The sequence below is a fragment of the Mycolicibacterium arenosum genome (assembly GCF_024320865.1).
Taxonomy (GTDB): domain Bacteria; phylum Actinomycetota; class Actinomycetes; order Mycobacteriales; family Mycobacteriaceae; genus Mycobacterium; species Mycobacterium arenosum.
In genome coordinates this window covers 179,510-205,444 of record NZ_JANDBD010000001.1, presented here as the reverse complement: position 1 = coordinate 205,444, position 25,935 = coordinate 179,510, and the positions used below count along the sequence as shown (strand labels likewise).

The following is a 25,935-nucleotide window of genomic DNA, read 5'->3' as shown; positions in this document are numbered from 1 at the left end:
CTACGTGGCGTCGGCCCCGTCCTTCGTCCACGTGACGTGGACCGGTACGTCGTCGGCCCACGGCTGGCGGGTCACCATGTCGGCCACCTCCACGTAGCCGCGTTCGAACTCTCCGGTGGCGGCGTCGACGAGCCGGTACTCCTGACGCTGCTTGTGGATGGGCTGCGCGTCCAGCAGCACGACGCGGACCTCGCCGGGTTCGAAGTGGCACAACTCCTGCATGGCGTTGATCAGCTGCTCGTTGTGCATGTGGCCGTCACCGAAATTCCAGCCGATGGCGGTGCTGCACAACCGCTCTCCCTCGGTGATGACGTAGTCGTCCTCGTTGCCGTCGGCCATCGCCCGGTGGACGAGGGTGAACAGCGCGCGGCCGTGGGTGTTCATCGCGCGGAACGCGTATCCGGAGTGCATCATCACCAGGGCCTGCTCGGCGCTGCCGTAGAACTTCTCGGTCTGAGATGCGGGCATGCTCGCGATGGCCACCAGGCCCGCGGCGATCTTCGCGTCGGCGGACGGCTTCATGCACCACTGCGTCGTGTCCCAGTTGCCCGCGTAGTAGCGCATGCCCGGCAGGAAGGAGATCTTGCGCGGGAACAGGTTTCCCAACACCACGGTCCCCGCGACGACGACGGAAAGCACGATCGGCAGCGGCGTCGTCATGTCGCCGAGGCCGATCCCCGCGTGCCCGACGAACAACGCCAGCACGCTGAACATCATGAAGACGTTCCACTCCAGCGGCACGCCCATGGGGATCGCGCTGAGAATGCCGAAGTGGAAGATCAGCATGACGGCCGCGGCGATGACCGTCGCCCAGCCCCCGTGGGAGAAGAACAGGACCAGCGGCACCAGCATCTCCACCGCGGTGGAGAAGTGCGCGACGATCCGGGACAACCGGCCGGGCCGCATGTCGTCGGGGAACTTCTCGAAGAACATCCGCTTGAGCTTCTTCGTCCGCACCATCGGACTGTTGGACATCATCGTCGAGATGACGAACGGGAAGTGCTTGTTGAGCTTCGAGGTGGCAGCGCCCATCCAGATCACCAGGCACACCAGTTTCGCGGCGATGATCATGTCGGGACCGGCGAACAGGAACGCCACCGTGAACGACGCGTACACCTCGCCGCGGGCCGCCAGGAAGATGACCTTGTCGCGCAGGCCCGCGACGGCCAGGATCCCGAGGATCGTCCAGATCTGCCAGGCGGGCAGCACTCCGACCGTGGTGCCGAGCGACGGGATCGGCCCCGTGCCGTCGGAGGCCAGCGCCACGACGAGCACCACCAGCAGCGCGCCGTAGAGCGCCGCGTCGAACGGTTTGCGGATCGTGCCCTTCGTCAGCGGAATCCGATCGGGCCACGGTGGCAGCCGGATGGTGCCCGGCCGCAGCCAGTAGAGGATCGACCCGAGCGGCGGGAAGAACCTGTTGTTGAGCGGGCCGAAGCCGCATCCGAGGCCGACCACCTCGAACAACATCGTGTACAGCACGACCTTCTGGAACACGATCGGCTCGTCGTACCAGGAAGTGACATCGGTGAAGCCGGCCAACCCTCCCAGCCCGGAGGTGCTCACTGCGATCAACCAGGCGCCCAGCACGTAGAGCAGGATCTTCACGACGTAGAACAGGTGCAGCACCACCGGCGTCCCGAAGCCCACTTCGCCCCAGTGCAGCGTGAGCGGACGGATCCGCTCGGCGCGGGTGCCCTTGATCCACTCGGGGAAGTCGACGACGGGTGCGTCCTGCTTCAGGAAACCCATGCGCCACAGACTAGAACGTGTTCCTGTTTTGTAGGGTGATTTCAGCCGCGCAGCATCGGCGGGTACAGCACCTGCAGGTCGCCGCGGCGGTACAGCTGCGCGGGCCGGCCGCCGTCGCGCGTGGTGGTAGTCCCCGTCGGCCGGAGAAATCCAGCGGCCGTCGTCACCTTCCGGTGGAAGTTGCGGCCGTCCAGCGTTGCACCCCAGACGATCTCGTACACGCGGCGCAGTTCCGCGACGGTGAACTCCGGCTCGCAGAACACGGTGGCCAGCGGGGTGTACTCGAGCTTCGCACGCGCCCGTTCGACGCCGTCGGCGAGAATCCGGTGGTGGTCGAAGGCCAGGTCGGCGGCCAGGAGTTCGTCGACCGGCGCCCACCGGGCACCCGACGCGTCACCGCCCGCGACGGGCAGCGGCAGGTCGGGACCCAGCCCCAGGTAGGCGACGGAGATGACGCGCATCCGCGGGTCGCGACGTGGCGCACCGTAACTGGCCAGCTGCTCGAGGTGCAGCCGATCGGCCGTCAGCCCGGTCTCCTCCGTCAGTTCGCGGCCGGCCGCGGCGTCGAGGTCCTCCCCGGCCCTGACGAAGCCGCCGGGCAGCGCCCACTCGCCGAGGAAGGGTTCCTCACCGCGCCGGATCGCCACAGCGGCGAGTACGCCGTCTCGAATCGTCAGCGCGACCAGGTCGACCGTGACGGCGACGGCCGGGAACGCGATCGGGTCGTAGGGCATGCCCAGCACAGTAATCGTCAACTTGACGAAAAGCGACAGGCACGATTATCGTCAGTTTGACAATTACTAGAGGAGGAGGCCACCCATGGCCGTCATCACGCGATATCCACTGCTGCGTCACCTGCGAGCCGCGCCGACCGCTCACATCCGGGCGCTGCGCCGCGGCAGAGTCGTCCAGGACGGCGCCGGCCTGGCGTTCTGGTTCCGGCCGCTGACCGCCTCCATGTCCGAGATTCCGCTCGACGACCGGGAACTGCCTCTGCTGTTCCACGCCAGGACCGCCGACTTCCAGGACGTCACCGTGCAGGCGTCGGTCACCTATCGGATCGTGGACCCGACGCTGGCGGCCCAGCGCATCGACTTCGCCATCGACACCGAAACCGGCCGGTGGCGCGCGAGCCCGCTCGAGCAGGTCGCGGGGCTGCTCACCGAGACCGCCCAGCAACACGGACTCGACCTGCTGGCCCGCACCGCGCTCACCGCCGCGCTGGTCGACGACATCAGCGCGGTTCGCGACCGGATGACAGCCGGCCTCATCTCAGACGACCGGCTCGCCGACACGGGCATCGCGGTCATCGGGGTGCGCGTGGTGGCCATCCGGCCCGAGCCCGACGTCGAGCGGGCCCTGCAGACGCCCACCCGCGAACAGGTCCAGCAGGACGCCGACAAGGCGACCTTCGAGCGGCGCGCACTGGCGGTCGAACGCGAACGCGCCATCGGCGAGAACGAACTGCAGACGAAGATCGAACTCGCCCGCCGCGAAGAGGAACTCGTCGCCCGCAACGGCGCCAACGAGCGGTTGCGGACGCAGGAGTCCTGGGCCGCCGACGCGATCGCCACCGAGGCGAAGGCGCGTCGCGAGGTACAGCTGGCCGAGGCCAAGGCGGAGGCCACCCGGTTGATCGGCACCGCAGAGGGCGACGCCGACGCCGCCCGGCTGGCCGCCTACCGCGACCTCAGCGAGGCGACCATGCTGGGCCTGGCGGTGAAGGAACTGGCCGCGAACCTTCCCAACATCGAGAACCTGGTGCTGACACCGGACCTGCTGGCGCCGGTGCTGCGTCGTCTGGGAGCCGGCCGGTGAGCACCCTCGCACCGCGCGTCGTCCTGGTGCACCGGCGCACCGAACTGGACGACGCGCTCGCCCGGCACGGCACGCACGGTCAGGCTGCGTTCTTCCTGACCAGCCGCGGCCGCGACATCGCGGAACTCGAGAACCGCCACGCGCTGGCCCGTTCCGCGCTGACAACCGTCGCGGCGGCGATACCCGTCGACTGGCGGCGGGGCCGGGTCGAGCGGACGGACCTGTCGCGGTTCCTGTTCGAGCCCGACGACGTGGTGGTGGTCGTCGGGCAGGACGGGCTGGTGGCCAACGTGGCCAAGTACCTCGACGGCCAGCCGGTGCTCGGCGTCAATCCCGATCCCGACCGCAATCCCGGTGTGCTGGTGCCGCATCCACCGGCATCGGCGTGCAAACTGCTGCCCGGCGCCGTGAACCCGCGCGCCGACGTCGAACTGCGCGCGATGGTGGAGGTCGCGACGGACGACGGCCAGCGACTGCTGGCCGTCAACGAGATCTTCGTCGGCCACGCCAGCCACCAGACCGCGCGGTACACGCTGGCGCTGCCCGACGGCCGGTCGGAGCGGCAGGCGTCCTCGGGGCTGATCGTGTCCACCGGTACGGGCGCCACGGGCTGGTGCCGGTCGGTATCGAGAGAGCGCGGTGACCGCGTCCGCTTACCGGCGCCGACGGAAGCCCGCCTGGCCTGGTTCGTCCGGGAGGCGTGGCCGTCCCCCGCCACCGGCACGACGCTGGTGGACGGCGAGCTGACCGGCGCGGAACTCACGGTCGCCGTGGAGTCCGACCGACTCGTCGCGTTCGGAGACGGTGTCGAGGCGGACGCGCTGCAGCTGTCGTGGGGCCAGCGGGTGGCGGTGCGGCTGGCGGAACGGACGCTGCGCCTGCTGCGCTAAGCCGCGTCTGCGGGCGCCGGCGGCCGGAAGAAGATCAGCACCTGACCGATGCCGCCCGCCAGGCCGAGCACCGCCGCGATGGCCAGTCCCCACCAGCCCCAGAGGTAGGCGCCGATGCCGTCCCACCCGAACAGCAGGTAGTCGAGGCTGTACTTGCCCGCCCCGAAGCCCGCGATCGCGACGGCCACCACGGCGAGCACGAGGTTGTACTCGTAGCCGTCCTTGACGATGAAGAAGCCGTTCTTGCGGTGCACCGTCCAGTAGGCGGTGAACATCAGCGCCACGAAACCCGCGGCGGGAATCGGCGTCAGCAGGCCGACGGCGAGACCCAGGCCCGCAGCCATCTCGGTGCTGGCCGCGACGCGGGCGTGGAACATGCCGGGCTTCATCCCGATGCTGTCGAACCAGCCCGCGGTTCCGGACAGGCCGCCCTTGCCGAAGAACTTGTTGTAGCCGTGGGCGGCCATCGTCAGGCCGAGCACCACGCGCAGGACGAGCATCGTGAAGTCGAAGGCAGTCTCAGTCACGCAACAGAATGTATTGCTTCCGGTGGGCAGGAGCGACAGCGACCCGGGTAGACGACTCTGTTAAACGGCCGCCCAGCCCCCGTCGACGCTGAGCACCACGCCGTGCACGTTCGCGGCGTCGTCGGACGCGAGGAACAGCACGCTGGCGGCGACCTCGTCGGGCGTGCTCATGCGCCGCGAGGGGACCCGCGCCAGCATCGGCGCCACGTGGTCGGCGAACTCCACCGCACGTTCGGTGGCGATGGGGCCCGGCGCGACGGCGTTGACCCGCACTCCCGCCGGTCCGTACTCGTCGGCCCACGACTGCGTGAAGGAGTGGAGGACGGCCTTGGTCCCCGAGTACACCGCGGAACCGGCGCTGCCACGCAGTCCGGTGTTCGAGCCGACGTTGACGATCGCCCCGCCGCCCCGTGCCGCCATGGCCGGCGCGATGGCCCCGGTGACCAGGAAGGGCGCGAAGACGTTGACGCCGAACACGTCCTGCAGCTCACGGTCGGTGACGTCGGCGGTGGGCTTCGGCATGAGCAGAGTGGCGGCGTTGTTGACCAGCACGTCGAGGTGCCCGCCCGCGGCCGCCGTGGCCTGGTCGGCCAGCCTTCGCACGGCGTCTCCCCCGGCACCGAGGTCGGCGACCACGAACGTCGCGTCGCCGCCGGCCGCGCGGATTCCCGTGACCACCTCGTCGCCGCGGTCCCTCCTGCGACCCGACACGACGACGCGCGCGCCGGCCCTCGCGAGCGTGTGCGCGATGGTGACGCCGAGGCCGCCGGTGGACCCTGTAACCAGTGCTGTGCGGCCGTGCAGCCGCGTATCGTTTGGACTCATGAGTCCAAGGATGGCGAGCTGAAAATGGACCTGCAAGTCCAGAAACTCACGGCAAAGGGACGAGCCACCCGGCAGCGCATCATCGACGGTGCCGCCGCCGAGATCCGGGCCAACGGCGCCGTGGGAACGCGACTCGAGGACGTCATGGAGCGCACCGGGACCTCCAAGAGCCAGCTGTTCCACTACTTCCCGCTCGGCAAGGACCAACTGCTGCTCGCGGTGGCGCAACAGGAGGCCGACCGGGTGCTCGCCGACCAACAGCCGCACCTGAGCCGGCTGACGTCGTGGGCGGCGTGGCAGCGCTGGCGCGACGCCGTCGTCGATCGCTATCGCACGCAGGGTCGGCTGTGCCCGCTGTCGACGGTGATGTCGGAGATCGGTCGCACCCCTGGGGCGCACGCGGTCACCTCGACGCTGATCACCGACTGGCGCAACGAGATCGAAGCCGGGGTGCGCGCCATGCAGCAGCAGGGCGAGGTCGCCGCCGACGTGAACGCGACCAGGGCCGCCAGCGCTCTGCTCGCCGGGATCCAGGGCGGGGTGTCGGTGCTGCTGAGCACCGGCGACATCGGCTACCTCGAGGCCGCACTGGACGTCGGCATCGAAGGCCTGCGCCGCTGACGTCTAGAGTGCCGCTTCCAGCCGTGCCACGTACGCGTCGATCTCACCGATCGCCGATTCCGCCGCGTGCACGCTGACCGAGATCGTGTCGCCGACCCCGCACACGCAGTGCGTCAGCCCCATCATGGGCGACAGCCCCGGAAACGCCGCCAGCAGCGCGACGGGAGCACCACCGAACGCGTAGTCGCAGGCGCCCCCGTTGACGCTGGAGACCACCGTGTTGCCGTTCACCGCGGCCGCCCGCACCTCAGCGTCGAATTGGCTTATCCCCCAACGTGACAGCGGCGCCGGCGTTGCGGCGCTGGCGAGCGTCTGCGCCCATATCGCGGGATGCGCGGCGCGCTGCCTGCGCTCCGCGATGTCCGCCGTGATGCGGGCGGCCCGGTCGGCCGACGGCAGCTCCGGGTACAGGCCGACGCCCGCAGCGCCGAAGTGGTTGAACGCCCGGCGCGGGCCCGACTTCGCGATCATCAGCTCCGCGCCCAGCCGTTGCGGTCGGTCGTCGAGATGGCCTGCCAGCGCCTCGGATATCGCAGTGAGCGCCGCGACCGTGACGGTGCCGCCGCGCAGGTGCTCCTTGGCACGCACGACCGTCCGCAGGCCGCGAGATCCTTCGGGCCGGTTGTTGGTGCGCAGCACCGGGAACGGCTCGGTGGGCGGCGGCACCAGGCCCGCCTCGGTGTCGGCCATCAGTTGCCGTTGCGCGCGGGCGGCACGGAATCCGAGCACCGGAAGCAGGGCCGGGTTCACGTGCAGCGGGTCGACGTCGGGCAGCGCGCCGTCGCGGCCGAACATCAGCGCCGCTGTCAGCGCCGTACGACCGCCGCCGCCGAGGGCGTGGGAGATCTGCAGCACCGCAACGGTTCCGGGACCCTCCACCGCGGGGATCCCGTCGACGGAAGGGAAGACGTGCAGCCGCCACGCCCGCACCGATAGGTCCAGTTGGTCGTCGATCAGCGCGACCGTCGCGTCCAGACACTCCGCCCACGCGCCGCCGGCGTGCACGACCACGTCGGCGGCGTCGGCGTGCACCCACTGCGGATAGTGCAGACGCGAGCTGTCATCGATCCGCACCGCCAGTTCGCGGATGCCCGCCGCGCGGGCCCTGACGTCGGCGATCGCTCGATCGAGATCGGCGGGAGCGCCTGCGAAGCCGAACAGCAGGAAGGTGTCGTTGGGGATCTTGGTCGACAGCCAGAACGACTGCGCGTCGACGGCTGTCAAACGATCCGCGCTCACCCGCCCATTACATCAGTCGGTCGACTCGCCGCGGCTAGGCTCCGGTCATGCTTCCCGCAGCGAGTAACAACGGAACCGTCCTCGTCACCGGCGCGTCGTCGGGCATCGGAGCCGAGCTCGCGAGGGAGTTCATCGCGCGCGGCCGCAGCGTGGTGCTCGTCGCCCGCAGTGCCGATAAACTCGCCGATCTCGCCGCGGCATTGGGCGCCGACGCACACGTGCTGGCCGCCGATCTCTCCGATCGCGCCGACCGGGCCGCGCTGCCGGGGCGCGTCGCCGAGCTCGGCCTCGTCGTGGACATCCTGGTGAACAACGCCGGGCTGAGCACGTCCGGCCCGGTGGCGGAATCCGATCCCGACGCCGAACTCAACCTCGTCGAGGTGGACGTCAACGCCGTCGTCGACCTGTGCAGCCGCTTCGTGCCCGGCATGGTCGAGCGCGGCCGGGGTGCGGTGCTCAACGTCGGGTCCGTCGGTGCGTTCGGTCCGCTGCCCGGCCAGGCGGCCTACGGAGCCGCGAAGGCGTTCGTACTGTCCTACACGCAGGCGCTCGGTCAGGAGCTGAGCGGGACCGGCGTCGTCGCCGCCACACTGTGCCCCGGCCCCGTGAAGACCGGTTTCGGTGCGGCAGCGGGCATTTCCGACGCCGACGCCGAAGCCTCGCTACCCAAGGTCATGTGGGTCGAGGCGGACGAGGTCGCCAGGATCGCCGTCGACGGGCTCGCCGCGGGCAAGACCGTCATCGTGCCGGGCGTGTTCAATCGGGTCGGCGCCGCGGCGTATCAGGTGCTGCCGCGCAAGCTGCTGCTGCCGATCCTCGCGAAAAGCCATCCGGCACTTAAGAACCGGTAGGGGTCAGCACCGCCGGAAAAATTGTCGTACTGCCGTGCCAGTATGGGGTCATGTCCACGGCGGCAGCGTCTTACGGGCCCGACCTCAGTCGGGGCGAGCGCCTCGACGCGTTGTTCGCCGAACTCGCCGAGATCACCGGACAGCGCAACGCCCTCGACGGCCGCATCGTCGACATCGTCGCCGAGATCGACGGCGACGGCGTCTACGGCCTCTGGGGAAACACCGGCTGCCGCTCGATCGCCGCACTGGTGGCCTGGAAGACCGGCTGCTCGCCGCGCAACGCCGAAACCGTCGTCGCGGTGGCGAAGCGGGCCTCCGAGTTCCCGCAGTGCACCGACGCCCTACGCGAGGGCCGGTTGTCGCTGGATCAGGTCGGGGCGATCGCCGAGAAGGCCGGCGACGGATCCGACGCCCACTACGCCCACCTCGCCCGGAGTGCGACCGTCACCCAACTGCGCACGGCCATCAGCCTCGAACCCAAACCCGAGCCGACGCCCAAGCCGGAACCGACACGGTCGGTCACCAGGTCCGAGCACGGGGAGCACACCACGTGGAAGATCACCCTGCCCAAGCTGGACGCCGCCCGCTTCGACGCCGCCCTGGGCTCGCACCGCGACGCGCTCATCGCCGACTGGAAACGCGACCACGCCGAGGCGGTCACCGGGCAGACCCCACCCATGCCCACCACCGTGGACGCGTTCATGAGCCTGGTCGACGCCGGCTGGGACACCGACGCCGCGGCCCGCCCACACGCACAGCGCACCACCGTGGTCGCGCACCTCGACGTCGACCAGCGTCTCGCATCGTTGCATCTGGGGCCGCTGCTGTCCGACGAGGAGCGCCGCTACCTACTGTGCGACGCGACCTGCGAAGTCTGGTTCGAACGCCAGGGCCGGGTGATCGGCACCGGGCGGGCCACCCGCACCGTGAACCGGCGGCTGCGCCGCGCGCTGGAGCACCGCGACCGCGGCACCTGCGTGGTCCCCGGCTGCGGAGCCACCCGCGGACTGCACGCCCATCACATCGTGCACTGGGAGGACGGCGGCCCCACCGAACTGGACAACCTCGTCCTGGTCTGCCCGTACCACCACCGCCTGCATCACCGCGGTGTCATCACCATCGGCGGCGACGCCCACCACCTCACCGTCACCGACCGCCGCGGCCGAACACTGACCAACGCCTCCCTCGCCCGACCACCCACGACACCCCCACCCGCGGTCGCCCCCTACAAAGGGCCGACCGGCGAACGCGCCCACTGGTGGTGGTACGACCCGTACACGCCGACCGGCTAGTGCGGCCCGATGAACCCGACGATGTGCCGTGCCACCACGTCGGGCTGCTCGAGCTGCAGGAAGTGCCCTGCGTCTGCCACGAGTTCCGTGCGACTGCCCTCGGGCAGGATGCGCTCCACCCAGCGGCTGTAATCGCTTGAGGCACAGCCATCCTCGGTGCCGTGCAGATAGAGCACCGGCATGACCGGCTTGGCCAGCCAGTAGTCGTGAAGTTCGGCGTAACGCGGGGGCGGCTTGCTGCCGCGCATCGTCTGGCGGTAGTAGCCGAGCGCGGCCCGCCAGTTCTCGGGGGCGCCGATCGCGGTGCGCACCAGCGCGACGTCCTCATGCGAGGCGTAGCCGGGTGACCACTGCCGCCACAGCCTCGGGATCTCCCACGATGCGGAATGGTCTGGCAGCCAAGGCAACTGGTGGTAGGCGATGTACCAGCTGCGGGCCATCTGCCTCGGCAGTCCCGCGACCAGCCTGCCCAGGTGGGGAACCCTGCCCCGGAACGACGCCGACGGCGGCACCGACATGATGACGGCCCTACCGAACGGGCTCTCCGGCATCGCGGCCAGGCCGGCTCCCGCGATGGCACCCCAGTCGTGCCCGATCAGCACATCGCGTCCGGTCGGGCCGACGGCGTCGAGCACCCGCAGCGCGTCGTCCATGAGAGCCCCGACGTGATAGCTGCCGTCCGACGACACGGTGGACGGCGCGTAGCCCCGCATGAACGGAGCGACGACTCGCCAGCCCGCGTCCACCAGAAGCGGCGCGACCTTGCGCCAGCCGTGTGCGGTGTCGGGAAAGCCGTGCAGGCACAGAGCTATCGGAGCGTCGTCGCTACCCCACACCAGCACTCGCAGCGTGACGTCCGGCGTGGTGACGTCGATCTCGCGCGGCGCTGTCATCAGACCGGCTCGAATTTGGAGATGAGCCACTTTCCGTCGACCTTCTCCAACGTGACTCGGACGCTGGAGATGGTCGCGCTCGGCTGACTGTCGCCGACCACCACGGTTTGGTTGACGAACACCAGCACCACCGCGTGATCGGTCTCGGTGGACACCGACGCGGCGCGCGGCGTGGTCGCGACGGCGGAGATCCGCTGCTGCTTCGCGCCGGGGATCACGACGTCCGTCGTCAGCTGGGTGTAGGAGTCCTTGAATTCGCCGGTGAGCAGTCCGCGGGCATCGGTCAGCTGCTGTTCGACACTGTCCGGGTTGTACGAGAGCAGCGTGATCGTGCTGTCCTTGGCGGCCTGCACGGCCTGATCACGGGCAGCGGCAACCTGATCCGACCTGATGTCGACGAACGCCAGCCACCCCACCGCGACGGCGACCACCACTGCGAGGAAGGGCACCACGCCGAACGCGAACACCTTGGCGACCCTGCCGCCACGCTGCTCCGGAGCGGGATCGCCGACTGACTCGTCGGCGGTGTCGACTGCGCCGTCGCCCGGCTTCTCGTCGCCCGGCTCCTCGGCAACCGGCTCCTCGGCAACCGGCTCCTCGGCAACCGGCTCCTGGTCGGCCGGCTCCTCGGCAATCGGCTCGGAGGTCTCCTCGATCGCGGCCGACTCCGGCTCCTTGGCCAGACTGACCGGCGTCTCGGCGGTCTCATCGGACGCACTCTCCGCGGCGACCTTGGACTCTCCGAGGCTGGACCGCTTCAGGATGTGTCGCGTCCGGCGCTTCTGCTCACCTGGTTCTGTCACGGAACGAACTCCACGTTGGCCACCTTGGCTTCGTCTTCGCCCGTCTCCTGCACCAGGATTCGCATCCGCCACGCACGCGGCGCCTGGTCGGGCTGGCCCTCGACCGTCGTGTTGACCGTGACCGCCACCAGAACCTGCGCCTCGGTGTCCGTTTGCGACTCGACACCCGCCTCGGTGACGTTGCCGACCGACCGCGACTTCACCTGCTTGACCACTTGGGTGAACGGCTGCGAGCGGCCTTGGAACTCGTCGTAGAAGGACCCGGTCGCCGAGTCGAGGATGCGCTTCACGTCGTCGTCGACGTGCGCGAAGTCGATGGTGGTGAGGTTCACCGCGCCCTGCCTGCCGACCTGCAGGAACAGGTTGCGCTTCTCCTGCGCCTGGCGGTCCTGGTAGGCGGTCCACCCCAGCCAGCCGACCGCCGCCGATAGCCCCAGGAGGACGATCAGACCCGCGATGAGGGCCCACGCGACGACTGACAGCGGTTTCCTCGGTGCCTTCGGCTCGGCCGGCATGGAGTGTCGTCCGTGCTTCTGGGCCGCTTCCGCTTCCTCGGTGGTCGACTCGTCGGCGTCGTCGGCCGGCTGCTCGAGCTCGGCTGGATCAGGAGCCGGGGGTGCTTCCGCAGCCTCGCTCAGCGGCCCCTCGGGGGCAGCAGCACCGTCACCCATGTTCGCTCCTGATCGTCGTCACGGGCCAGGTCTGCCCGCGCGTAGACGCATCCGTCCGGACCAACGTACGTGCCCGTCGACGGATCGTATGCGGTGACCGCTCGCGAAGCCGGTGTGGGTGCCTACGTCACGCGGTGCGAGCCGCGGCCTCCAATTCGGCGACGACGATCTTGCGCATCGTCAGCATCGCGGCGGTCGCCGCCGCGGCGACCGCGGGATCGGCGTGCTCGACGAGCTCGTACAGCCGCTTCGGCACGATCTGCCAGGAGACGCCGAAGCGGTCCTTGAGCCATCCGCACTGCGATTCCTCGCCGCCGTCGGTCAGCGTGTCCCAGTAGTGGTCGACCTCGTCCTGGTCGGCGCACAGCACCTCGAAGGAGACGGCCTCGCTGAACGGCTGCGGGCTGCCGTTGATGGCGAGGAACCGCTGCCCGTCGAGCACGAACGTGCCGTAGACGACGTCCCCTGGCGTGCCCGGACCGGCCTCGGTGTAGCGGTGCAGCTCCCCGACCGACGAATTCGGGAAGACCGAGACGTAGAACTCGGCTGCTCCTTCCAGGGTGTTGTTCTCGAACCAGAGGCACGGCGTGATCGCGGGCATGCGATGTCGACCTCCACACCCGCGGAAACTCATCGCCGCGGGCCGGTGACGAACGGGGGCACGCCCCGTATAACGTGCAGCTATGTCTGTGACTAGTGCACCCCAGACCGTGACGTTCCGAGGCGTGGACGACCTGGCACTGGTGGCCGACGAGTGGAACCGTGACGCCGAGGTGGCGGCCGACAAGCCGACGATCCTGATGCTGCACGGCGGCGGTCAGAACCGGTTCTCCTGGAAGAGCACCGGCCAGACCCTCGCCGACGCCGGTTACCACGTCGTCGCCAAGGACAGCCGAGGCCACGGCGACAGCGACCGCGCCCCGAACGCGAACTACTCGGTCGAGGCGCTGTGCGAGGACACCCTGCAGGTGCTCTATCAGATCGGCAGGCCCGTGGTCCTCATCGGCGCGAGCATGGGCGGGCTGACCGGTATCCAGGCGGCGCACGAGGCGGGCCCGGAGCTGGTCACGCGGCTGGTGCTCGTCGACGTCGTGCCGAAGTTCGAGAAGAACGGCAGTGCCAAGATCCGCGATTTCATGGCCAGCGGGCTGGAGGGCTTCACCTCGCTCGAGGAGGCCGCCGAAGCCGTCGCCGCGTATCTGCCGCATCGTCCCAAGCCCCGGAGCGTCGAAGGCCTGAAGAAGAACCTGCGGCTGCGCGAGGACGGCCGCTGGTACTGGCACTGGGATCCGGCGTTCCTCACCAAGCCGCAGGACGATCCGTACACCCGCTTCCACAAGCTGGAGCAGGCGGCCGTCAACCTGGAGGTGCCCATCCTGCTGATCCGCGGCAAGCTCTCCGACGTCGTCAGCGAGGAGGGCGTGCAGGACTTCCTCGCCAAGGTGCCGCACGCGGAGTTCGTCGAGTTGGCCGACGCCGGGCACACCGCGGCGGGTGACGACAACGACGCGTTCACCGACGTCGTGGTCCGCTTCGTGTCCCAGCAGCGATGAGTTCCCGCGCGAAGAGCTGACGGCAGTGAACGGCTTCAACTTCTTCGAACAACCCGAGCTACCCGCGCCGCAGGTCTCCGACGCCGCGGCCCAGCAGCTGCTCGCGGACCACTACGGCGTCGCGGCGCGAGTGACATCGCTCGGTAGTCAACAGGATCAGAACTTCCTCGTATCAGCCGACGACGGCGACGTGCTCGGCGTGCTCAAGGTCGCCAACCCGGCGTTCACCGCCGACGAACTGCACGCGCAGGACGCCGCCGCCGCGCTGATCGCGGACGCCGAACCCGACGTCCGGGTCGCGGTGCCGCTGCCCAACCGCGCGGGACAGGTCCTCACCGAGGTGACCGGCCTGCTCGAGGGCACCGCCTACGTTCGGTACCTGCGCTACCTGCCCGGCGGCGCGCTGGTCGACGACGGTTTCCTGGCACCCGAGGTGATCGCCGGACTCGGCGAGCTGTCCGGCCGCGTCAGCCGTGCGCTGGCGACGTTCGAGCATCCCGGCCTGGATCGCGCGCTGCAGTGGGATCTGCGCTACGGCAAGGCCGTTGTCGACACACTGGCCGAGCACGTCGGCGATCCGGCGCTGCGGGCCCGCATCGAACAGGCCGCCGCCGACGCGACCCATCGGATCGACGCAGTCGCCGACGCGCTGCCGCGGCAGGCCGTGCACCTCGACCTCACCGACGCCAACGTCGTCGCGACTCGCGTTGTGGGCGCGCCGGTTCCGGACGGCCTCATCGACTTCGGCGACCTGTCGGACAGCTGGGCGGTCAGCGAGCTCGCCGTCACCGCGTCGTCGGTACTGGGGCATCCGGGATGCGGTCCCACCTCGATTCTGCCCGCTGTCAAGGCTTTTCACGCGATCCGGCCACTGAGCCGGACGGAGGCGAACGCGCTCTGGCCGCTCCTGGTGCTGCGGACGGCGGTGCTGCTCGTCAGCGATGCGCAACAGGCCGCCGTGGATCCCGACAACGAGTACGTGACGGGTCAGACGGACGGTCAGGCGCGGATGTTCACCATCGCGACATCGGTGCCCATCGACGTGATGACCGGCGTGATCATCGCTGAACTCGGCTTCCCCCAACAGCATTCGCCACTCATCGCTGAGCCGCTCATCGTCGGACTCGATCCCGCGACCGTCACCACGCTCGACCTCTCCTCCACCTCGGAGGTGTTCGACGCCGGTGCGTTCGGCACCGCGGTGGAGGATGCGGCCGCGCGCACGGCGGTCGACGGCGGTGCGTCGCTGGTGGTCACCCGCTTCGGCGAACCCCGGCTGACGCGGGCACCGTTCCTCGCCCAGGACACGCCCGACGTGGTGTCCACCGGCGTGACGCTGTGGCCCGCACACACCACGACGCTGGCGGCGCCGTGGTCGGGCCGCGTCGACACCGAGGACGGCGCGGTCGTCCTGCACGGCGGCGACTACGTGGTGACCGTGACCGACGCCGTCGCCGTGGCGGGCGGCCGTGTCGAAGCCGGTGCGCCGTTCGCCACCATCGACGAGGACAGGTGGTCCTCGGTCACGATCCGGCCGGCGTCCGCACCTGTCGCCCCGCCGTACGTGCCCGCCGACGTCGCGAACGGCTGGCTGGCGCTAACCCGGGATCCGCGACCGCTTCTCGGCCTCGACGCGCTGTCAGCCGATGCGGAGCGGGATCTCCTCGCCCGCCGTGACAGCAGCTTCGCGCGCGTGCAGGAGCACTACTACGACGCGCCGCCGCAGATCGAACGCGGGTGGCGACACCACCTGATGTCCACGCGCGGCAGGGTGTACCTGGACATGGTCAACAACGTGGCCGTGCTCGGGCACGCGCACCCGCGAGTCGCCGACGCCGCCAACCGTCAACTCCGCAGGCTCAACACCAACTCCCGCTTCAACTACGAGGCCGTCGTCGAGTACAGCGAGCGGCTCACAGCCACCCTGCCCGACGCGCTCGACACGGTGTTCCTCGTCAACTCCGGTTCCGAGGCGAGCGATCTCGCGATCCGGCTCGCGCTGGCGGCGACCGGGCGCCGCGACGTCGTCGCCATGCGGGAGGCGTATCACGGGTGGACCTACGGCACCGACGCGGTGTCGACGTCGACGGCCGACAATCCGAACGCGCTCACGACGCGGCCGGACTGGGTACACACCGTGGAGTCGCCCAACAGCTTTCGGGGCAAGTACCGCGGCGACGACGTCGGCGAATACGCGGCGGACGCCGTCGCGAGCATCCGGGAACTGGTGGCACAGGGTCGGCCACCGGCCGGGTTCATCTGCGAGACCGTCTACGGCAACGCGGGTGGCATGGCGCTGCCGGACGGGTACCTCGCCGAGGTGTACGGCGCGCTGCGCGCGAGCGGCGGGTTGGCGATCGCCGACGAGGTGCAGGTCGGGTTCGGCCGTCTGGGGCACTGGTTCTGGGGATTCCATCAGCAGGGCGTGATCCCCGACATCGTGTCGGTCGCCAAGTCGACGGGCAACGGCTATCCGCTCGGCGCGGTCATCACCAGCCGTGCCGTCGCCGACGCGTTCAGTTCGCAGGGCTACTTCTTCTCGTCCACCGGCGGCAGCCCGCTGTCGTGTGCGATCGGCCTGACCGTACTCGACGTGCTGGCCGAGGAAGACCTGCAGGGCAACGCCTTACGCGTCGGCGGCCATCTGAAGGCGCGGCTCGAGGAGTTGGGCGAACGTCATCCGATCATCGGCACGGTGCACGGGATGGGCCTGTATCTCGGCGTCGAGATGGTGCGCGACCGCGACACGCTGACCCCGGCGACCGTGGAGACGGCGGCGATCTGCAACCGCATGCTGGACCTCGGCGTCGTCATCCAGCCCACCGGCGACCATCAGAACATCCTCAAGACCAAGCCGCCGCTGTGCATCGATCGCACCGGCGCCGACTTCTACGTCGACGCACTCGACCGCGTCCTCACCGAAGGCTGGTAGCCGACCGGATCCCGTTAGGGTGACGGAATGGCTCGCGACACCGGCCCCGGTCTCAGCGAGCACGAGGCCCGCAACCGGGCGATGTGGGACGGCTACAGCGACGAGTATCAAGCCAAGCACGGTGACACCCTGGCAGCCAGCGGCGGATACGCCTGGGGCACGACGCAGATACCCGAATCCGAGCTGCGCGTACTCGGCGACGTGGCGGGTCGCACGATCCTCGAATTCGGTTGCGGCGCTGCGCAGTGGTCGATCGCGCTGGCCGGGCTCGGCGCCTTGCCGGTGGGTCTGGATCTGTCTGGGCGCCAGCTTCAGCACGCCCGCAGGCTGATGACCGCGGCCGGCGTCGATTTCCCGCTCGTCCACGCCAGCGCCGAGGCCGTACCGCTGGCGGATGCCAGCTTCGACGTGGTGTTCTGCGACCACGGGGCGATGACGTTCGCCGACCCGTATCGAACCGTGCCCGAGGCGGCGCGGCTGCTCCGCCCCGGAGGGCTGTTCGCGTTCAGCCACCACTCGCCGATCGAGACGATCTGCTGGCCGCTCGACGCCGACGAGGTTGGCGAGCAGCTGGCGCTGGACTACTTCGGGATGCACCGCATCGACGTCGACGACGAGGTGTGCTTTCAGCTGCCCTACGGCGACTGGATCCGATTGTTTCGGGCGAACCGGTTCGTGGTCGAGGATTTGATCGAGCTGCAGCCGGGACCGAACGCCGCCAGCTCGTATCGGTCGGCGTCAGCGCTGTCGTGGGCCCGACGGTGGCCGGCCGAGGAGATCTGGCTGCTGCGTCGCGAGCGCTAGCCGACGTCCGCCGCGCCGGCGGGGTTGATTTACCTTGCGCCGATGCGGCTCAATAGGGCATGACCGAAGTCAGCGCCGACACCGTCGTGACCGAGTTCTGCGCACTGTGGGTCCGACCGGACCCCGACCAGCTGGCCGGCTGGTTCACCGAAGACGCGGTGTATCACAACATTCCGATGCCGCCCGCCGAGGGGCGCGAGGCGATCACGGAGTTCATCGCGGGCTTCTTTGCGGCCGTCGACGGCATCGACTTCCAGGTGCACCGGCAGGTCGCCGACGGGAACGTCGTGATGAACGAGCGCACCGACGTGATGCGCTTCAAGGACGGCCGCGAGCTGGCGCTGCCCGTGATGGGCGTCTTCGAGGTGCGCGACGGGAAGATCGCGGTCTGGCGCGACTACTTCGACATGGCGACCGTCACCGCCGCGTTCAGCTGAGCGACCGGGACGATCCGTCACGCCAGCAGCGGGACGCCCTCGTGCGGCTCGGGCAGCAGGATCTCCAGCATCGCCCGCCGGGTCGCGATGAGTTCGGTGCGCCGACCGTCCGAGGTCAGCTCGATGCGGCACGTCGCCAGCGCCGAGTTGTAGCAGAACTTGGTGTGCCCGGTCGTGTCGGAGTAGGTCAGCCCGATCACGTCCGCCGCGTCGGCGGCCATCTCGCCCTCGATCACCGCTCCCCCGACGCGCGCTCCGAACGACCACTCGAACGGCCGGTAGTCCCCTCGGGTGCGATGTGTCCCGAGCGCCGATCGCACCGCGAACTCCTCTCCGCCGCAACGCAACACCAGCAGCGTGGCGGCGGGCAGGCGGATCGGTCCGATCGCCGCGTGCGCGGTGACGATCTCGAGGCTCGCATCGGCGGCATCATCGAAACCGCACACCTGCCCGAACGCGTACGCCGGAGTGTGCCGCCTGCCCCAGTTGTGGTTGACGCTCCCCCGCCACCCGTGGACGTCGAACCGGCCCCCGAAGTCCACCGAGCCGTCGAAGGTCGCCAGCGGGTCTCGCACCATCGTCTTGGCCGTGGGGAACTTCGCCCGATAGCCGCGGTCGGTCAGCAGTTTGACCTCCGGTGCCCCGCTGGATCCGATGCGCAGATCCCATGTCGCCGCTCGGCCGTCCGCGGCGATCGCACCCCGCACCGCCGAGTCGTCGATGGTCGCCTCGCCGATGCGGGCCGTCCAGTCGTCGTAGCGGTAGTCCGAGTGGCTCAGCGGGTAGCCCGCTTTTAGCGCCCGGTTCCCCGCGCCGTCGGGGTCGAACACCATCAGCCACACGTCGGCGACTGACTCCCCGGCGCTCGGCAGCAGCAGGGTCTCACGCAGCCACAGCGCTCGGTTTTCGGTCGGGTGGTTGGCACGGACGAAACGGCTCTCGTAATAGGGCACCTTGACGGGCATCACCGCTTCAGCATCCAATACTCGTACCGTGTCGGGAACAACGACCGCGCTCTGCGTACTGGGCATCATCATCGTCGCCGAGGCCGTCGTGATCGTCGTACAGTCCCGGCGCCTCGCTCGCCGCACCGAGGAACTCGCCGCCGCGCAGCGCAGGGTCGACACCCGAGCCAACCTCATGGCCGGGGGTCGCGAGGCGGTCAAACAGGTCTGGCAGACGGCGAACATCCTGCGCAAGGAGGGCTTCGGCGCCGCGGTGCGGTCGTCGATCGAGGACCTGGCGGACTGGGCCGAGGTCGAGCGACCCGACCTGGCTCGGCTCGCCCCGAGCGGTCGCGTCGCGATCCTGTTCTCCGACATCGAGGAGTCCACCGCGCTCAACGAACGGATCGGCGACCGCGCGTGGGTTCGGCTCATCGACCGGCACGACAAGCTGGTCGGCAGGCACGTGAAGCGGCACAGCGGCTACATCGTCAAGAGTCAGGGCGACGGGTTCATGATCGCCTTCGCGCAGCCGACCGAGGCCGTCCGCTGCAGCATCGACATCCAGGCGGAGTTGAACAAGCGACACAACGACATTCGCGTTCGCATCGGGATCCACGCCGGTAAGTCGGTGCGGCGCGGCGACGACCTGTTCGGCCGCAACGTCGCCATGGCCGCACGGGTGGCCGGGGAGGCCGAGGGCGGCGAGGTGCTCGTCAGCGAGTCGGTGCGCGACGCCGTCGAGCAGGCCGGTGACGACGTCGCGTTCGACGAGGGCCGCGACGTCGCGCTGAAGGGGTTCAGCGGGACGCACCGGCTCTACGCCGTGCTCACCTAGGCGTCCTTGTTCGCTTCGGCGAACCGCTGATGCAGCCGCGCCCTGATGTCATCCGGGGTGTAGGCGTTGCGTTTGCGTTGATCACGGGCAACCAGGACTCCGCCCGCGACGACGCCGGCGACACCCGCCAGCCCGACCCACTTCCAGATGCCTCGCATGACCGAATTCTGCCTAAGCTTCGCTGATGGACGCCAACACGGTGACTCTGGACCGCGCCCTGGCCGAAACGCGTACGGGCGACATCTGGCTGTTTCGCGGCGATTCGGGTCCCGACCGTGCGATCCAGACGCTGACGAACGCCCCGGTCAACCACGTCGGGATGACCGTCGCCATCGACGATCTGCCGCCGCTGATCTGGCACGCCGAACTCGGCGACAAGATGCCGTGTCTGTGGAGCGGCACGAACCACCGCGGCGTACAGCTCAACGACCTCCGGGTGGCGGTCGAACGGTGGATGCTGACCTACGGGCAGCGCTGCTGGCTGCGTCAGCTCACCCCGTACGCCAATCGTGCGCAGGAGGACGAACTGCTCAAGGTGATCGCGCGGATGGACGGCACCGCGTTCCCGACCACCGCGAAGTTGACCGGCCGATGGATCCGCGGCCGCGCACCGACCGTCAGCGACTTCACCCGCGGGCTGCCGTTCGTGCATCGCAAGGTGCGCGAGTCCGCCGAGCGCAAGAAGGACGAGAAGCTCAAGGTCGGGCTGGAGACCGCGTACTGCGCCGAGACCGTAGCCATCACGTTCGAGGAGATGGGCCTGCTGACCTCCGAGAAGCACTACAACTGGTTCGACCCCGGCAAGTTCTGGAGCGGTGACACGCTGCCGTTGACCGACGGCTACCGGTTGAGCGACGAGATCTCGGTGGTCCTGTGAACCAGCTGTCGGCAAGGTGAACATTTCCCGCCCGTCAGGCGTTGCTACAGGCAGTTTGGCCCCTCGACGTTCATCGCAGGGGTCGGCGGGCCGAACCACGACTTGCGCTCTCTGAGCGACCTGTTCCACCAGGCTTTTCGCCGCGTATAGCGGCGCAGCGCGGTCCTCGGTTCCGGCTTCGCCGCCCGATGGGTCGTGTGGTAGCCGGGTTGTGGCCCGCTCCACACCGGTGTTTCAAGCTTTGCCCGCTGAGGTACCCCCACCCCAAGTTCGGGCAACGATGGCCCGGATATGAGCAAGGAGCAACGGACATGGGCATTGGCGACAAGATCAGCAACAAGGCCGAGGACCTCGGCGGCCAGGCCAAGGAGACGGCGGGCCGGGTGACCGGTGACCGCGAGACCGAAGCCGAGGGCAAGTCGGACCAGGCGAAGGCCGGGCTCAAGGACGCGGGCGAGAAGATCAAGGACGCCGGCAAGAAGGTCAAGGACGCCCTGAGCTAAACCTCACGCGCTCCACCGCCGACCCGTCACCCGCGAGGTGACGGGTCGGTTCCATCCCCGACCACCTCCATGAAACCTTCGTGCTTCGCGCCTGAAGGAGACCGCGATGAACGACCCCATTCGACCTCACACCAGTAGACAGCTCGCGCAGAAGCTCGGCGATTTCGCGATTGGCATGCAATCGCTCAAGAGCTCCGAGGCAGTGCTCCACGCCATCGTCGACGCGGCAGTCCCCATCGTTCCCGGCGCGAGCTGGGCCGGAGTATCACTGGTCACCAAGCGCCGCGTCGAACCGGCGGCGGCCACCGACGACATCGTCGCGCGCCTCGACGCGCTGCAGACCTCCATACGCGAGGGCCCCGCGCTGAGCGTGCTCGACGAACGCAGGCCGATCGTGGTCAACAACCTCGCCGTCGCCGAGAAATGGCCCCAGTTCATCCCCATCGCGACGGATCTCGGTGTGCACTCCATGCTGGTGTTCCCGCTGCTGGTGCAGAGCGAGACCCTCGGTGTGCTGACGCTGTACGGTGCGACGCCGCACGTCTTCACCGACGATTCGGTGGCGATCGGCGAGATCCTGGCCCAGCACGCCGCCGTCGCGGTCGCCGGGTCGACGGCAACGGAGCAGCTTCACCTAGCGGTCGCGAGCCGCGACATCATCGGCCAGGCGAAGGGAATTCTCATGCATCGGGATCGACTCTCCGGGCTGCAGGCGTTCGCCACCCTCACGAAGGCGTCACAGGAGACCAACGTCCGGCTGGTCGACGTCGCGCGGTGGCTTGTCGACGAGCACGAGAAAGCCCTCACACCGCCACCACGCTGAACGACGTGTGAACGACGTTTGAACGACGAGTTAGAGCGCCGCGAAGCAGGGGTTGGCGTCTTCTTTGGGGATCGACGCGTCCTGGCTGGAGAACGTGCCGACGACACCCGATTCGGTCACCTGAACGCTGTCCGCGTGGATACCGAGCGGGTAGTTGTCGTTGAGCTTCCTGGTGAGGTCGTTGAGCGAGGATTGCACGAAGTCCCTCGGGAGCGGGCCGACGACGTCCAGCACCTCGAGGTTGAGGTCGCCGTCGGTCACGATCGGCTTGGCGGTGACGCTGTTCTCGCCGGCCTGCAGCACGATTGTGCCGTCAGCGGAGCTGGTCGTCACATCCGTGACGAACGATCCCACCTGTGGCAGCTCGGCGACCACGGTGTCCTTGATGCCCGCGGACGTCCAGTCGAGGGTCGCCTGCAGTGACCCGATGGTGCCCTTGGAATCGGCGGTGTCGGTCAGACGCACGTCTTCGAGGGTGACCTCCGCCGTCATGCCGTTGGCGCTCTGCACCCTGTCGCCCTCGGTGCGCACCGTGATGTCGGTGTAGTCACCCACCGCGTACTGCCAGAGGAACGGCGGATTTACCCCGAAGGACACCGACGCGCCGTCCTCGACCACGCATTCCGCGACGCCGACCAGGATGCTCTCGGCACGGTGTCGTGCATACAGTTCGCCACCGGCCAGCCCTCCGGCGAGCAACGCGACGACGATGACCGCGATGAGTACGACCGTCTGCTTGCTTCGCGGCCGTTTCGGTGTCGATTCGGAATCCGGCGCCGCCGTGCGGCGCTGCGGCGGCAGCGGCTCGTCCGCGCGGCGGAGCTGCTGGGTCGGCGAATGATCGGCAGGTGATTGCGGCTTCGGGAACGCGCGCCCAACGCCCGTTTGCGGGCTCCGCCTGGCCCGTAGCTGCTCAGTCGGCGGTTCGGCGTCGTCCTGGCGCGGTATCCGATGGGTCGCGGGATCGGGCGACGATGTGCCCCTTCCCCTCCAGCCGGACTGGCCGGGCCGCTCGGGGGGATTCGTCACCTGCGCGATTCTGCCCTATCGCCGCCGCCGACTCGCTTCCAGTGGTTGCTCGGGGCGGTCCGCTGCACCGCACAGCCATCGCTTCGATTGCAGAAGCAAGATCTTTTTGGGTGTTCGTGTTAACCCATTTAAGCCTCAGACGTGCGGGAACATCCGTGAGTCAGGTCACTCGAGAAAACCGACGAAAAGTCTGTTTTGGGCTTCTTTCCCGGACCGAGGGTCTGTACCGTGATTGCTCATGGCGCGACTCACTGCGGACGGGCAGCTCGAAGAGAAGGTGATTCCCAATCACCACTACGACACTCCGTGTGCGTGTGGGCACCGGCACGCGGAGCACTCCGCGTTCGGCGCGTGCCATGGATGTGCCGGCTGCGACGCCGACGACGACCTCGACCGCGAGCACGATCACGCCTACCAGCGCTGTACCTGCGCCGATTTCCAGGTCGCCTGCGCCCAGATCGCCGCGAGCGCATAGGCCCACGGACGTCGGGGCCACTGCCTCAATCCAGCGCCAGCACCAATCGGTCCAACCGCCGGACCAGCAGACTCGGCAGCCAGCGACCCACGTCGTCGGCCCGCACCCAGGTGGTGCGTTCGAGCAGTCGGCCGATCACGATGCCGGCCTCCAAGCGCGCCAGCGCCGCTCCCACGCAGAAGTGCACGCCCTTGCCGAACGCGATGTGACGTCGTCCGGACGCCCTGTCGAGGCGGAAGCGATCGGGCTCGTCGAAGTGTGCGGGGTCGCGATTCGCGGCGCCCCACAGCAGCAGCAGGCGCGAACCCGCAGCTAGCTCGACGCCGCGCAGGTCGGTGTCCGCCAGCACGTGCCGGTAGTGCCCGCGGAAGGGCGGCTCGTAGCGCAGCACCTCCTCAAGGAACGCGCCCAGCAGCGTCGGGTCGTCACGGACCTGTTGCTGAATCTCCGGTTGCGTAGCGAGGATCCAGGCCGCCGAACCGATGAGCGACGCCGTGGACTCGCCTCCGGCACTGAACAACGTGATCATCATGGTCATGGCCGCGAGATCGTCGATGACCCCGCTGGCACACGCCGTCGCGAGATCGCCCAGCAGGTTGTCGCGCGGGTCGTCGACCGCGCACCGGAACTGCTCGGTGATGTACGCGCTGAGCTCCAGCACGGCGACCGTCGCTGCGTGCAGTTTCTCCGGACTGGCGAGCCCCTCGACGACTTGCGTTGCGGAGTAACCCCATTCGGCGAGCCTGCCGATGTCCGCGTCGGGCACGCCGATGATCCGACCGACGATTGCCATCGGCAGCCGGTTGGCCATGGCGCTCATCCACTCGATGCGGCCACCCCGCGCATGCTCGTTCCAGATGTCGGCGGCGGTGTCGGCGATGAACGGCTCGAACGCGCGGATGCGCTTGGCGGCGAGCTGGGGCAGCAGCGCCTTGCGATGGACGGCGTGCGCGGGATCGTCGGCGGTGGCCAACGCCTGCGTCGGCCCGCCCACCTCGCCGATCGGGAACTCGCCGACCACACCCCCCGGCTGGTAGATCATCGTGGCGGTCAGGTTGGACGAGAAGTCGTCGCAGCGGTCGACCACCTCCTCGACGACGTCCCAGGCGCTCACCGCGTGAAAGCCGGACGCACCGATGCGGTGCACCGGCCCCGATGCGTGCATTCGCGCGTAGAGCGGGTACGGGTCCTGGATGTACCGGTCGTCGAACAGCGCGAGGCCGAGTCCGGAATCCAATGAGGTCATCACTCCACGCTGAACGGCCGGGCCGAGAGGCGTCAATAGCCCGCGGCGAAGTCGAAACGACGCAGCGCGACGGCGGACAGTAGTCGTCTCACGACGACGGTCCGACCTGCGGGATCGTGAGATGTGTTGACCGTCTCGTCTCAGTGTTGAGAAGATCTCGCTTGTGCCTCGCGATGACTGGGTGGTCGGCGGCGATCGCCGCAACGCGGCCGCTGACCGGATCCACCGCGCCGCAACCGACCTCGTCATCGCCGAGGGCCTGGACGCGTTCGACATCGACAGGCTGGCGGCCCGGCTGCACTGCTCGAGAGCCACCGTCTACCGCTACGCGGGTGGCAAGTCCCAGATTCGCGACGCGGTCCTGATGCGATTGGCGTCCGGCGTGGTGGACACCGTTCGGCAGGCCGTCGACGGACTGAGCGGTCGCGAGCGTGTGATTCGCGCGATCGCGGTCGCCCTCGAGCAGATCCGCGCGGACCCGATTCGCCGATTGATGTTCACCGGGGGCAACGTCCCGAACATCGGGGACCTGCACTCCTCGCCCGTCCTGGGGCATCTGGCCGCCGAACTCACCGGGCTCACCGACGACGACCCACACGCCGCGCAGTGGATCGTGCGGGTGGTGATGTCGTTGGCGTACTGGCCGATCGCCGATCCGCGAGTCGAGCAGGAATTGTTGCGCCGCTTCGTCGCTCCCGCGTTCAGCGATTAGCGCTTGCCGGATCGGCAACATGACTTGCCGGGTTCTCGCGGACCTCGGACCATCGGTGTCATGGCCGACTCCCCTTTCGACAACCCCCGACACGTTGAGAAGTACGCCGATCGCGTCGTGCAGATGGTGCCCGCGTACCGCGTCATCCACCAGTTGACCGCCGTACTGATCGACGAACACGCACCGGTGGACGCGAACATCCTGGTGCTCGGAGCCGGCGGCGGCTTGGAGACACGCGCACGCTAGGGCCGGCGCCGTCGCACCGTGGCCGAGGTGCGGCGACGATTGGCGCCCGGCGCACCGTTCGTGGCGGCGCACCTGAGCTTTCCCCAGCGCACCGACGACGAGCGAGAGACGTGGATCCGGCGCCACGTGGCGAATCTGGTGTCGTCGGGCGTCGATCCGGCCGACGCGGAGCAGGCACGCACGGCGATCGCCGCGCAGGTACCCGCCCTGACGCCCGAGCAGGACCGCGGGCTGCTCGAGGAGGCCGGCTTCCACGACGTCACCGAGTTCTTCTCGGCGTTCACGATTCGCGGCTGGGTGGGCTACGCCTGATCTGGTTTCGGCGGACCCCTCC

General features: G+C 69.0%; 30 protein-coding genes. 17 read left to right on the top strand and 13 right to left on the bottom strand.

The genetic code is table 11. The features are described from left to right. Complete coding sequence (locus tag NM203_RS01085) at positions 1-1,752, bottom strand: DUF3556 domain-containing protein (protein ID WP_255057738.1); 1,752 nt, start codon at positions 1,750-1,752, stop codon at positions 1-3. Between the two features lie 41 nt (positions 1,753-1,793). Further along, positions 1,794-2,486 carry an NUDIX hydrolase gene (locus tag NM203_RS01080; RefSeq protein ID WP_255057737.1) on the bottom strand — a complete coding sequence of 231 codons (693 nt, stop codon included), beginning with the start codon at positions 2,484-2,486 and terminating at the stop codon, positions 1,794-1,796. 85 nt (positions 2,487-2,571) lie between these two features. Here NM203_RS01080 and NM203_RS01075 point away from each other — a divergent pair, with 85 nt between their 5' ends. Both NM203_RS01075 and NM203_RS01070 read left to right on the top strand, forming a co-directional pair. Continuing rightward, positions 2,572-3,570 carry an SPFH domain-containing protein gene (locus NM203_RS01075; RefSeq protein ID WP_255057736.1) on the top strand — a complete coding sequence of 333 codons (999 nt, stop codon included), beginning with the start codon at positions 2,572-2,574 and terminating at the stop codon, positions 3,568-3,570. Beyond that, positions 3,567-4,460, top strand: a complete 894-nt coding sequence (locus tag NM203_RS01070) for a diacylglycerol kinase catalytic domain-containing protein (protein ID WP_255057735.1) — start codon at positions 3,567-3,569, stop codon at positions 4,458-4,460. Before NM203_RS01075 ends, NM203_RS01070 begins: the two co-directional genes overlap by 4 nt. Here NM203_RS01070 and NM203_RS01065 read toward each other — a convergent pair. Then, on the bottom strand, positions 4,457-4,960 hold the full coding sequence (locus tag NM203_RS01065) for a DoxX family protein (protein ID WP_255058270.1): 504 nt from the start codon (positions 4,958-4,960) through the stop codon (positions 4,457-4,459). The genes NM203_RS01070 and NM203_RS01065 overlap by 4 nt on opposite strands. A gap of 87 nt (positions 4,961-5,047) precedes the next feature. Next, complete coding sequence (locus NM203_RS01060) at positions 5,048-5,812, bottom strand: SDR family NAD(P)-dependent oxidoreductase (RefSeq protein ID WP_255057734.1); 765 nt, start codon at positions 5,810-5,812, stop codon at positions 5,048-5,050. A gap of 24 nt (positions 5,813-5,836) precedes the next feature. On the opposite strand from NM203_RS01060, the gene NM203_RS01055 reads away from it, so the two are divergent. Further along, a complete protein-coding gene (locus NM203_RS01055) occupies positions 5,837-6,433 on the top strand; it encodes a TetR/AcrR family transcriptional regulator (RefSeq protein ID WP_255057733.1) in 597 nt (198 codons plus the stop codon). Between the two features lie 3 nt (positions 6,434-6,436). On the opposite strand, the gene NM203_RS01050 is transcribed toward NM203_RS01055, so the two are convergent. Beyond that, positions 6,437-7,672, bottom strand: coding sequence for a WS/DGAT domain-containing protein (locus tag NM203_RS01050; protein ID WP_255057732.1), 1,236 nt, complete (start codon positions 7,670-7,672; stop codon positions 6,437-6,439). A gap of 47 nt (positions 7,673-7,719) precedes the next feature. Between NM203_RS01050 and NM203_RS01045 the strand changes: the two genes are divergently transcribed. Both NM203_RS01045 and NM203_RS01040 read left to right on the top strand, forming a co-directional pair. Further along, entirely contained in the window at positions 7,720-8,523 is an 804-nt protein-coding gene (locus tag NM203_RS01045; protein ID WP_255057731.1) for an SDR family NAD(P)-dependent oxidoreductase, read from the top strand. A gap of 50 nt (positions 8,524-8,573) precedes the next feature. Further along, complete coding sequence (locus NM203_RS01040) at positions 8,574-9,815, top strand: HNH endonuclease signature motif containing protein (protein WP_255057730.1); 1,242 nt, start codon at positions 8,574-8,576, stop codon at positions 9,813-9,815. Here the strand turns inward: NM203_RS01040 and NM203_RS01035 are convergent. The 4 genes from NM203_RS01035 to NM203_RS01020 all read right to left on the bottom strand — a co-directional run bounded on the left by NM203_RS01035 (position 9,812) and on the right by NM203_RS01020 (position 12,783). Further along, the gene (locus tag NM203_RS01035; protein ID WP_255057729.1) at positions 9,812-10,708 is read right to left on the bottom strand and encodes an alpha/beta fold hydrolase; all 897 of its coding nucleotides are present in this window, start codon (positions 10,706-10,708) and stop codon (positions 9,812-9,814) included. The two genes, NM203_RS01040 and NM203_RS01035, sit on opposite strands and share 4 nt — an antisense overlap. After that, positions 10,708-11,511 carry a prolipoprotein diacylglyceryl transferase gene (locus NM203_RS01030; protein WP_255057728.1) on the bottom strand — a complete coding sequence of 268 codons (804 nt, stop codon included), beginning with the start codon at positions 11,509-11,511 and terminating at the stop codon, positions 10,708-10,710. The genes NM203_RS01035 and NM203_RS01030 overlap by 1 nt, the downstream gene beginning before the upstream one ends. Continuing rightward, positions 11,508-12,182: an Rv1363c family protein gene (locus NM203_RS01025; protein WP_255057727.1), complete on the bottom strand. Its 675-nt coding sequence runs from the start codon at positions 12,180-12,182 to the stop codon at positions 11,508-11,510. The genes NM203_RS01030 and NM203_RS01025 overlap by 4 nt, the downstream gene beginning before the upstream one ends. A gap of 127 nt (positions 12,183-12,309) precedes the next feature. Next, positions 12,310-12,783, bottom strand: coding sequence for a VOC family protein (locus NM203_RS01020; RefSeq protein WP_255057726.1), 474 nt, complete (start codon positions 12,781-12,783; stop codon positions 12,310-12,312). Between the two features lie 82 nt (positions 12,784-12,865). On the opposite strand from NM203_RS01020, the gene NM203_RS01015 reads away from it, so the two are divergent. The 4 genes from NM203_RS01015 to NM203_RS01000 are packed head-to-tail and all read left to right on the top strand — an operon-like array spanning position 12,866 to position 17,908. Further along, positions 12,866-13,735 carry an alpha/beta fold hydrolase gene (locus NM203_RS01015; RefSeq protein ID WP_255057725.1) on the top strand — a complete coding sequence of 290 codons (870 nt, stop codon included), beginning with the start codon at positions 12,866-12,868 and terminating at the stop codon, positions 13,733-13,735. Positions 13,736-13,760: 25 nt separating this feature from the next. Next, positions 13,761-16,667 carry an aminotransferase gene (locus tag NM203_RS01010; protein WP_255057724.1) on the top strand — a complete coding sequence of 969 codons (2,907 nt, stop codon included), beginning with the start codon at positions 13,761-13,763 and terminating at the stop codon, positions 16,665-16,667. A gap of 27 nt (positions 16,668-16,694) precedes the next feature. Then, positions 16,695-17,471: a class I SAM-dependent methyltransferase gene (locus NM203_RS01005; protein WP_255057723.1), complete on the top strand. Its 777-nt coding sequence runs from the start codon at positions 16,695-16,697 to the stop codon at positions 17,469-17,471. A 59-nt stretch (positions 17,472-17,530) separates the two neighbouring features. After that, positions 17,531-17,908, top strand: coding sequence for a nuclear transport factor 2 family protein (locus tag NM203_RS01000; protein ID WP_255057722.1), 378 nt, complete (start codon positions 17,531-17,533; stop codon positions 17,906-17,908). Positions 17,909-17,925: 17 nt separating this feature from the next. Here NM203_RS01000 and NM203_RS00995 read toward each other — a convergent pair whose 3' ends face one another. Next, entirely contained in the window at positions 17,926-18,873 is a 948-nt protein-coding gene (locus tag NM203_RS00995; RefSeq protein ID WP_255058269.1) for a hypothetical protein, read from the bottom strand. A gap of 28 nt (positions 18,874-18,901) precedes the next feature. On the opposite strand from NM203_RS00995, the gene NM203_RS00990 reads away from it, so the two are divergent. Then, complete coding sequence (locus tag NM203_RS00990; protein ID WP_408633277.1) at positions 18,902-19,690, top strand: adenylate/guanylate cyclase domain-containing protein; 789 nt, start codon at positions 18,902-18,904, stop codon at positions 19,688-19,690. Here the strand turns inward: NM203_RS00990 and NM203_RS00985 are convergent. Further along, positions 19,687-19,848, bottom strand: a complete 162-nt coding sequence (locus NM203_RS00985; protein WP_255057721.1) for a hypothetical protein — start codon at positions 19,846-19,848, stop codon at positions 19,687-19,689. The genes NM203_RS00990 and NM203_RS00985 overlap by 4 nt on opposite strands. 26 nt (positions 19,849-19,874) lie before the next feature. On the opposite strand from NM203_RS00985, the gene NM203_RS00980 reads away from it, so the two are divergent. The 3 genes from NM203_RS00980 (at position 19,875) to NM203_RS00970 (ending at position 21,893) form a co-directional block, all read left to right on the top strand. Further along, on the top strand, positions 19,875-20,567 hold the full coding sequence (locus NM203_RS00980; RefSeq protein ID WP_255057720.1) for a guanylate cyclase: 693 nt from the start codon (positions 19,875-19,877) through the stop codon (positions 20,565-20,567). 311 nt (positions 20,568-20,878) lie between these two features. Beyond that, the gene (locus tag NM203_RS00975) at positions 20,879-21,070 is read left to right on the top strand and encodes a CsbD family protein (RefSeq protein WP_255057719.1); all 192 of its coding nucleotides are present in this window, start codon (positions 20,879-20,881) and stop codon (positions 21,068-21,070) included. A 106-nt stretch (positions 21,071-21,176) separates the two neighbouring features. Next, the gene (locus tag NM203_RS00970; protein ID WP_255057718.1) at positions 21,177-21,893 is read left to right on the top strand and encodes a GAF and ANTAR domain-containing protein; all 717 of its coding nucleotides are present in this window, start codon (positions 21,177-21,179) and stop codon (positions 21,891-21,893) included. A 30-nt stretch (positions 21,894-21,923) separates the two neighbouring features. Here the strand turns inward: NM203_RS00970 and NM203_RS00965 are convergent, their stop codons facing one another. Next, positions 21,924-22,922: an LmeA family phospholipid-binding protein gene (locus NM203_RS00965; RefSeq protein WP_255057717.1), complete on the bottom strand. Its 999-nt coding sequence runs from the start codon at positions 22,920-22,922 to the stop codon at positions 21,924-21,926. Between the two features lie 238 nt (positions 22,923-23,160). Here NM203_RS00965 and NM203_RS00960 point away from each other — a divergent pair, with 238 nt between their 5' ends. Further along, positions 23,161-23,397, top strand: coding sequence for a hypothetical protein (locus NM203_RS00960; protein ID WP_255057716.1), 237 nt, complete (start codon positions 23,161-23,163; stop codon positions 23,395-23,397). Positions 23,398-23,422: 25 nt separating this feature from the next. On the opposite strand, the gene NM203_RS00955 is transcribed toward NM203_RS00960, so the two are convergent. Beyond that, the gene (locus tag NM203_RS00955; protein WP_255057715.1) at positions 23,423-24,643 is read right to left on the bottom strand and encodes a cytochrome P450; all 1,221 of its coding nucleotides are present in this window, start codon (positions 24,641-24,643) and stop codon (positions 23,423-23,425) included. 163 nt (positions 24,644-24,806) lie between these two features. Here NM203_RS00955 and NM203_RS00950 point away from each other — a divergent pair, with 163 nt between their 5' ends. The 3 genes from NM203_RS00950 to NM203_RS00940 are packed head-to-tail and all read left to right on the top strand — an operon-like array spanning position 24,807 to position 25,913. Further along, complete coding sequence (locus NM203_RS00950) at positions 24,807-25,355, top strand: TetR/AcrR family transcriptional regulator (protein WP_255057714.1); 549 nt, start codon at positions 24,807-24,809, stop codon at positions 25,353-25,355. A gap of 60 nt (positions 25,356-25,415) precedes the next feature. Further along, the gene (locus NM203_RS00945; protein WP_255057713.1) at positions 25,416-25,601 is read left to right on the top strand and encodes a hypothetical protein; all 186 of its coding nucleotides are present in this window, start codon (positions 25,416-25,418) and stop codon (positions 25,599-25,601) included. An 18-nt stretch (positions 25,602-25,619) separates the two neighbouring features. Continuing rightward, positions 25,620-25,913, top strand: coding sequence for a hypothetical protein (locus NM203_RS00940; RefSeq protein ID WP_255057712.1), 294 nt, complete (start codon positions 25,620-25,622; stop codon positions 25,911-25,913). Positions 25,914-25,935: the final 22 nt, after the last annotated feature.